Here is a 6,506-nt window from a genome sequence, read left to right on the forward strand (position 1 = left end):
TCCAGGGGAATGAACGGGACCCCATGGCAGTCATGGGGTCGAACGGGGGAGGTCTGTCATGTCTGTCGACGGTGTGCTGTCTGCCGGCCAGGTGGAAGCGGAAGAAGGGGAAGGGGCCGCGCGCGGCGGGGAGCCGGCGGCTCTGCTGTCCGAGACGGCCATCCGGACGTACGCGGTCGCCCCGGGCGTCCGGCTCAACGTCCGCAACGGCCCCGGCACCTCCTACGACGTCGTCCGCGTGCTGCCCGAGGGCACCCGCGTCCCGATCTTCTGCCAGACGCCGGGCACCACGGTGACGGGCCCGTACGGCACGTCGAAGATCTGGGACAACATCGACAACGGCGAGTACGTGTCCGACGCCTACGTGCACACGGGCAGCGACGGCTACGTCGCCTCCCGCTGCTCCTGAGCGAAGCCCCCGGGGCGCACCCGCCCGCGCGGCCGCGACAATGGGTCCCGTGAGCGACGAACCAGGCCCCCAGAACCCTCCCGCGGCCACCCCGGGCGCCGCCCCCGGCGGACCCCGCCCGGAACCCCTGCGGTTCTTCGGCACGTCCTGGGTGGACCGCGACCACGGGTACACGGGCCGCCGCGTCGGCGTGGCCGCCGGCTCCCTCGCCGCGGCCGTCGCCGCTTGCCTCATCCTGCGCTTCGCCTACGAGGGCCTGCGGATCGCGGACACCGGCGCCTTCGTGACCGTGCTGGTCATCGCCATGTTCGCGATCTGCAGCGCGCTCGCCTTCCGCACCACCTGGGACAACTTCGGCAAGCGCCCCGATCCCGACCGCCAGGCCCACCTGCGCGGCCTGCTCGCCATCGGCTTCGTCGGCTCCCTGTGCGCCTACTTCTTCCGCTCCCTCACCGAGGCCCCGGGGGAGAAGCTGCACCGCCAGGAGTACGAGCGGGCCCGCGAGGAGTACGAACGCCGCTCCACCCGCCGCACCGGCAACCCGTCGAGGAAGAAGCGCCGCGGGTAGCGGAGCGAGCGGGCGCCGCGGGGGTCGGAGGGGCTGAGCCGCAGCCCGTCGCCCCCGGCCGTAACCCGCTGTCCCCGGCCGTCGCCCGGCGAGCACCATGGCCGCATGACGACCACTCGCCCCTCCGCCGAGGCCCGGGCCCGCTCCTTCGACGCCGCCGCGGCCCAGTACGCCGCCAACCGCCCCTCCTACCCGCCCGCCCTCTTCGACGCGGTCGAGGAACTCGCCGGCCGGCCCCTCACCGGCGCCCGGGTCGTGGACGTCGGCGCCGGCACCGGCATCGCCACCACCTTGCTGCGGGCCCGCGGCGCCGACGTGCTCGCCGTCGAACCAGGTGCGGGTATGGCCGCCGAGTTCCGCCGCGCCCTGCCGGACGTGCCCGTCGTCCGGGGCAGCGGCGACGCCCTCCCGCTCGCCACCGGCTGCGCCGACGTCCTCACCTACGCCCAGGCCTGGCACTGGACCGACCCCGCCCGTTCCGTGCCGGAGGCGCTGCGGGTGCTGCGTCCCGGCGGGGCGCTGGCGCTGTGGTGGAACGTCGACGCCCTGGACGTCGGCTGGATCGCCGAGGCCTCCGCCCGCGCCGACCGCTTCTTCGCCGTGGACGCCGCCGCCGAGAAGGGGAAGGCCGCGCGGCGCACCGGCGTCGGCGACCCCTCCGGCCGCCTGCGCTTCGCCGGCCGTACGGTCCGCTGGAGCCGCCGCGTCCCGGTGGACACCCATCTCGCCAACCTCGGCAGCCACTCGGTGCTCCTGGTCGCCGGGGAGGAGCGCCGGACGGCCTTCCTCGACGCAGAGCGCTCCCACCTGCTGCGGGTCTTCCCGGACGGCATCGTCGAGGAGACCTACGACGTCAGCCTCCTCGTCGCCCGCACCCCCTGACCGGCCGGGCGGCCCGCACCGCAGCCCCTTGACGCGTCCCCGCCCCCGGAGGATTATTCCGCACATGATGAATAAACACCGGGGCGCGCACGAGCCGCCCGAGCCGGTCCCGCCGCACCAGGCATCCGCACCCCGCCCCTCCGGCCACCAGGCGTCCGCGGCCGTACACGCCGCCGGCCTCACCGTCGTCCGCGGCACGCGCACCGTCCTGCACGGCGTGGACCTCACCGTCCCGCGGGGCCGGATCACCGGCCTGCTCGGCCCCTCCGGATGCGGCAAGTCGACCCTGATGCGGGCGATCGTCGGCACCCAGGACAAGGTCACCGGCACCCTGGACGTCCTCGGCCGCCCCGCCGGTGACGCCCGCCTGCGCAGCCGCATCGGGTACGTCACCCAGGCCGCCTCCGTCTACGACGACCTGACCGTCCGCCAGAACCTGGAGTACTTCGCCGCGATCCTCGACCCGGGCCGCGCCGCCGCCGGGCGCCGCCGCGAGGACGTCACCCGGGCCATCGCCGACGTCGACCTCACCAGCCACGCCGACGCCGTCGCCGGCGCCCTCTCCGGCGGCCAGCGCAACCGCGCCTCCCTCGCCGTCGCCCTGCTCGGCACCCCCGAACTCCTCGTCCTGGACGAGCCCACGGTCGGCCTGGACCCCGTCCTGCGCCGCGACCTGTGGGACCTCTTCCACGACATCGCCGCCACCCGCGGCACCACCCTCCTCGTCTCCTCCCACGTCATGGACGAGGCCGAGCGCTGCCACCACCTGCTGCTCCTGCGCGAGGGCCGCGTCCTCGCCGACGACACCCCGGACTCCCTGCGCGCCCGTACCGGCGAACCCACCGTCGAAGCGGCCTTCCTGCACCTGGTGGACGAAGCGGCTGCGGCCGGCCGCACCAAGGAGACAGCCCGATGAGCGCCTCGACCGCCCGCACCACCGCCACGGCCGCCCGCGTCCTGCGCCAGCTGCGGCACGACCCGCGCACCATCGCGCTGCTGCTCGTGATCCCCTGCCTGATGCTGGTCCTGCTGCGCTACGTCTTCGACGGCAGCCCGCACACCTTCGACACCATCGGCGCCTCGCTGCTCGGCATCTTCCCGCTGATCACGATGTTCCTGGTCACGTCCATCGCCACCCTGCGCGAGCGCACCTCGGGCACCCTCGAACGCCTGCTCGCCATGCCGCTGGGCAAGGCCGACCTGATCGCCGGCTACGCCCTCGCCTTCGGCGCCCTGGCCGTCGTCCAGTCGGCGCTCGCCACCGGCCTCGCGGTGTGGCTGCTCGGCCTCGACGTCACCGGCTCACCCTGGCTGCTGCTCCTGGTCGCGCTGCTCGACGCCCTGCTCGGCACGGCCCTCGGCCTGTTCGTGTCGGCCTTCGCGGCGTCCGAGTTCCAGGCGGTCCAGTTCATGCCCGCCGTGATCTTCCCGCAGCTCCTGCTCTGCGGCCTCTTCGCCCCGCGCTCCACCATGCAGCCGGTCCTGGAGGCCGTCTCCGACGTCCTGCCCATGTCGTACGCCGTCGACGGCATGAACGAGGTCCTGCGGCACACGGACACGACGGCGACCTTCGTCCGCGACGTCCTCGTCGTCGCCGGATGCGCGCTGCTCGTCCTGGTCCTGGGAGCGGCCACGCTACGGCGGCGGACTCCCTGAGCCGACCTCCGGGTGAAGACCGGGCGGGCCCCCCTGAGTGACGCCGTTCCGGCTGCCGGACAGCTCCGCCGCCACCCTCGCCACCGGTGCGAGGATGCATCCCATGACCCAGAAAGTCGCAGTCCTCGGCACCGGGAAGATCGGCGAAGCCCTGCTCAGCGGAATGATCCGGGCCGGCTGGGCCCCCGCCGACCTCCTGGTCACCGCCCGCCGCCCCGAGCGGGCCGAAGAACTCCGCGCCCGCCACGGCGTCACCGCGGTCACCAACACCGAGGCCGCCAAGGCCGCCGACACCCTGATCCTCACGGTCAAGCCGCAGGACATGGGCACCCTCCTCGACGAACTCGCCCCGCACGTCCCCGCCGACCGCCTGGTCATCAGCGGGGCGGCCGGCATCCCCACCGCCTTCTTCGAGGAGCGCCTCGCCGCCGGCACCCCCGTCGTCCGCGTCATGACGAACACCCCCGCGCTCGTCGACGAGGCCATGTCCGTCATCTCGCCCGGCAGCCACGCCACCGCCGCGCACCTGGCCACCGCCGAGGAGATCTTCGGCGCCGTCGGCAAGACCCTGCGCGTCCCCGAGGCCCAGCAGGACGCCTGCACCGCCCTCTCCGGCTCCGGCCCCGCCTACTTCTTCTACCTGGTCGAGGCCATGACCGACGCCGGCATCCTGCTCGGCCTGCCGCGCGACAAGGCCCACGACCTCATCGTGCAGTCCGCGATCGGCGCCGCCGTGATGCTCCGCGACAGCGGCCAGCACCCCGTCAAGCTCCGGGAGAACGTCACCTCCCCGGCCGGCACCACCATCAACGCCATCCGCGAACTGGAGAACCACGGCGTACGCGCCGCCCTGATCGCCGCCCTGGAAGCGGCCCGCGACCGCAGCCGCGAACTCGCCTCCGGCACCAGCGGCTGACCCCTGCCCACGGGGGCGGCTCAGCCCGCCGCGGCCACGACGTCCTTCGTGGTCACCACCCGCGCGAAGCCGCCCCCGTGCAGGGACACCGCCGACGCCTGGGCCAGTTCCTCCGCGGTGCGCCGCCAGCCGAACGGCCCGATCAGGTCGAAGGTGTGCGTGGCGTCGTAGGCGACCAGCACGTCGTAGCCGAGGTTGCCGCCCATCCGGGCCGTCGTCTCCACGCACATGTTCGTCTGGATGCCGGCCAGCACCAGCTGCCCGACGCCCTGCCCCGTCAGCCAGGCGCCCAGGTCCGGTGCGCCGAGGAACGCCGAGTTCACCGTCTTCGTCACCAGCAGCTCGGCCCCCGCGCCCCGCCCGCGCCGCCGGGCCACGTACTCCTTCAGCTCGTTGCCGGGGTACCCCGCGCGCAGCGGCGACGCCGCGTTCACTGAGTCGTGCCGCACGAACACGACCGGCCGTCCCGTCTCCTGCCACACGTCGATCAGGGCGGCGATGTTGTCGTCCGCCTCCGGGTTGTTGCGCGGCCCCCAGAAGCCGGCTTCCTCGAAACCCCGCTGCACGTCGATGACCACGAGTGCCGCGTTCCCTGCCAGGGCGATGCCCGTCGCGTTGTCCATGCCATCGATCCTGCCGCCGCGACCGTGCCCGCCCCAGAACGGCAGAAGCCAGCGATCGATGGTTTACTGCCAACCGTGGCAGCCCCCTACCGCGTGGCCCTCGTCGCCTTCCCCGGCATCCGCGCCTTCGACGTCTCCGTCATCACCGAGGTCTGGGGCACCGACCGCACCGACCGCGGAGCCCCCGCCTTCCGGCTGCGCCGCGCCGCCGCCGACCCCACCACGCCCGTCCCGATGCGCGGCGGCCTGTCCCTGCTCCCCGACCGCGCCCTCACCTGGCTCGACCGTGCCGACCTGGTTCTGGTCCCCGGCCTCGACGACCTCGCCCCCGCACCGCCCGCCGTCCTGGACGCCCTGCGCCGCGCCCACGCCCGGGGCACCACCCTCGCCGCACTGTGCGGCGGCGCCTTCACCCTCGCGCAGGCCGGCCTCCTCGACGGCCGCCGCGCCATCACCCACTGGAACCTCGTCGGCCTCCTGCGCACCCGTCACCCCCGCGTCACCGTCGTCCCCGACGCCCTCTTCATCGAGGACGGCAACGTCTGGACCGCCGCGGGCACCGCCGCCGGGATCGACCTCTGCCTCCACCTGGTCCGCCGCTCGCACGGCGCCGAGGCCGCGGCCACCATCGCCCGCTCGATGGTCACCGCGCCCTTCCGCACCGGCAGCCAGGCCCAGTTCATCGAGCACCCCACCCCGCGCGCCGACCGCGACGCCGACACCCTGGCCGCCGTCCGCGAGCACGCCCTGCGCCGGCTGCACGAACCGCTCACCGTCGCCGGGCTCGCCGCCCACGCGGGCATGTCCCCCCGGTCCTTCGCCCGCCACTTCACCGCGGCCACCGGCACGACGCCGCTGCGCTGGCTCCTCGAGCAGCGCGTCGCCGCCGCGCAGCGGCTCCTGGAACGCACCGACCTGCCCATGCCCGAGGTGGCCCGCCGGGCCGGGTTCGGCAGCGAGGTCACCATGCGTCAGCACTTCGCGTCCCGCCTCGCCACCAGTCCCCGCGCCTACCGGGCGGCGTTCGGCACGGGCTGACGCCGTGCGTTCGGCACGGGCCGGCGCCGTCAGCAGGCGAGTTGACACGCCCCGGCCGTCTCCGTACTGTTCTCCGAGTTGTCCGACGTGAGCGCCGACCCCGGTCGGTCCCCGGACAGCCATTCCGCAGTACGAACCCACACTCGACGATCCGTCGTCATGTGCTTTGGCGCGCGTATTCGTGAAATGAGGAATCGGCGTTCGAAAGGACGCGGCCCCGATTAGCTCGGGCGCCGGGATTCCGCTAAAGTCTCACTCGTCGGAACGGCCCAACAGCCGGGAAGACAACCCGCCGACCGGGAATCGGACGCCGAAAGGGTCTGATAGAGTCGGAACCGCCGGAAAGGGAAACGCGAGAGCGGAAACCTGGAAAGCGCCGAGGAAATCGGGTCGAGAAAAGATCTGATAGAGTCG

At 73.8% G+C, this 6,506-nt stretch carries 8 protein-coding genes; 7 read left to right on the plus strand and 1 reads right to left on the minus strand.

The window, feature by feature from the left end; translation table 11 throughout:
• Positions 1-58 precede the first annotated feature (58 nt).
• The 6 genes from ACZ6CZ_RS35425 (at position 59) to proC (ending at position 4,431) form a co-directional block, all read left to right on the plus strand.
• Positions 59-409 (plus strand): SH3 domain-containing protein, encoded by a 351-nt coding sequence (locus ACZ6CZ_RS35425; RefSeq protein ID WP_469029709.1) that lies wholly within the window; start codon positions 59-61, stop codon positions 407-409.
• 49 nt (positions 410-458) lie between these two features.
• Positions 459-977, plus strand: a complete 519-nt coding sequence (locus ACZ6CZ_RS35430; RefSeq protein ID WP_469029712.1) for an EamA/RhaT family transporter — start codon at positions 459-461, stop codon at positions 975-977.
• 105 nt (positions 978-1,082) lie between these two features.
• Entirely contained in the window at positions 1,083-1,859 is a 777-nt protein-coding gene (locus tag ACZ6CZ_RS35435) for a class I SAM-dependent methyltransferase (RefSeq protein WP_469029714.1), read from the plus strand.
• A 64-nt stretch (positions 1,860-1,923) separates the two neighbouring features.
• Entirely contained in the window at positions 1,924-2,775 is an 852-nt protein-coding gene (locus ACZ6CZ_RS35440) for an ABC transporter ATP-binding protein (protein ID WP_469029717.1), read from the plus strand.
• Positions 2,772-3,515, plus strand: coding sequence for an ABC transporter permease (locus ACZ6CZ_RS35445; RefSeq protein ID WP_469029719.1), 744 nt, complete (start codon positions 2,772-2,774; stop codon positions 3,513-3,515). The genes ACZ6CZ_RS35440 and ACZ6CZ_RS35445 overlap by 4 nt, the downstream gene beginning before the upstream one ends.
• Before the next feature lie 103 nt (positions 3,516-3,618).
• On the plus strand, positions 3,619-4,431 hold the full coding sequence (proC, locus tag ACZ6CZ_RS35450) for a pyrroline-5-carboxylate reductase (RefSeq protein WP_469029722.1): 813 nt from the start codon (positions 3,619-3,621) through the stop codon (positions 4,429-4,431).
• A gap of 20 nt (positions 4,432-4,451) precedes the next feature.
• Here proC and ACZ6CZ_RS35455 read toward each other — a convergent pair whose 3' ends face one another.
• Positions 4,452-5,036 (minus strand): cysteine hydrolase family protein, encoded by a 585-nt coding sequence (locus ACZ6CZ_RS35455; RefSeq protein WP_469029727.1) that lies wholly within the window; start codon positions 5,034-5,036, stop codon positions 4,452-4,454.
• Between the two features lie 93 nt (positions 5,037-5,129).
• Here ACZ6CZ_RS35455 and ACZ6CZ_RS35460 point away from each other — a divergent pair, with 93 nt between their 5' ends.
• Positions 5,130-6,092, plus strand: a complete 963-nt coding sequence (locus tag ACZ6CZ_RS35460) for a GlxA family transcriptional regulator (protein ID WP_469029725.1) — start codon at positions 5,130-5,132, stop codon at positions 6,090-6,092.
• Positions 6,093-6,506: the final 414 nt, after the last annotated feature.

Source organism: Streptomyces sp. NPDC041135 (assembly GCF_055592085.1).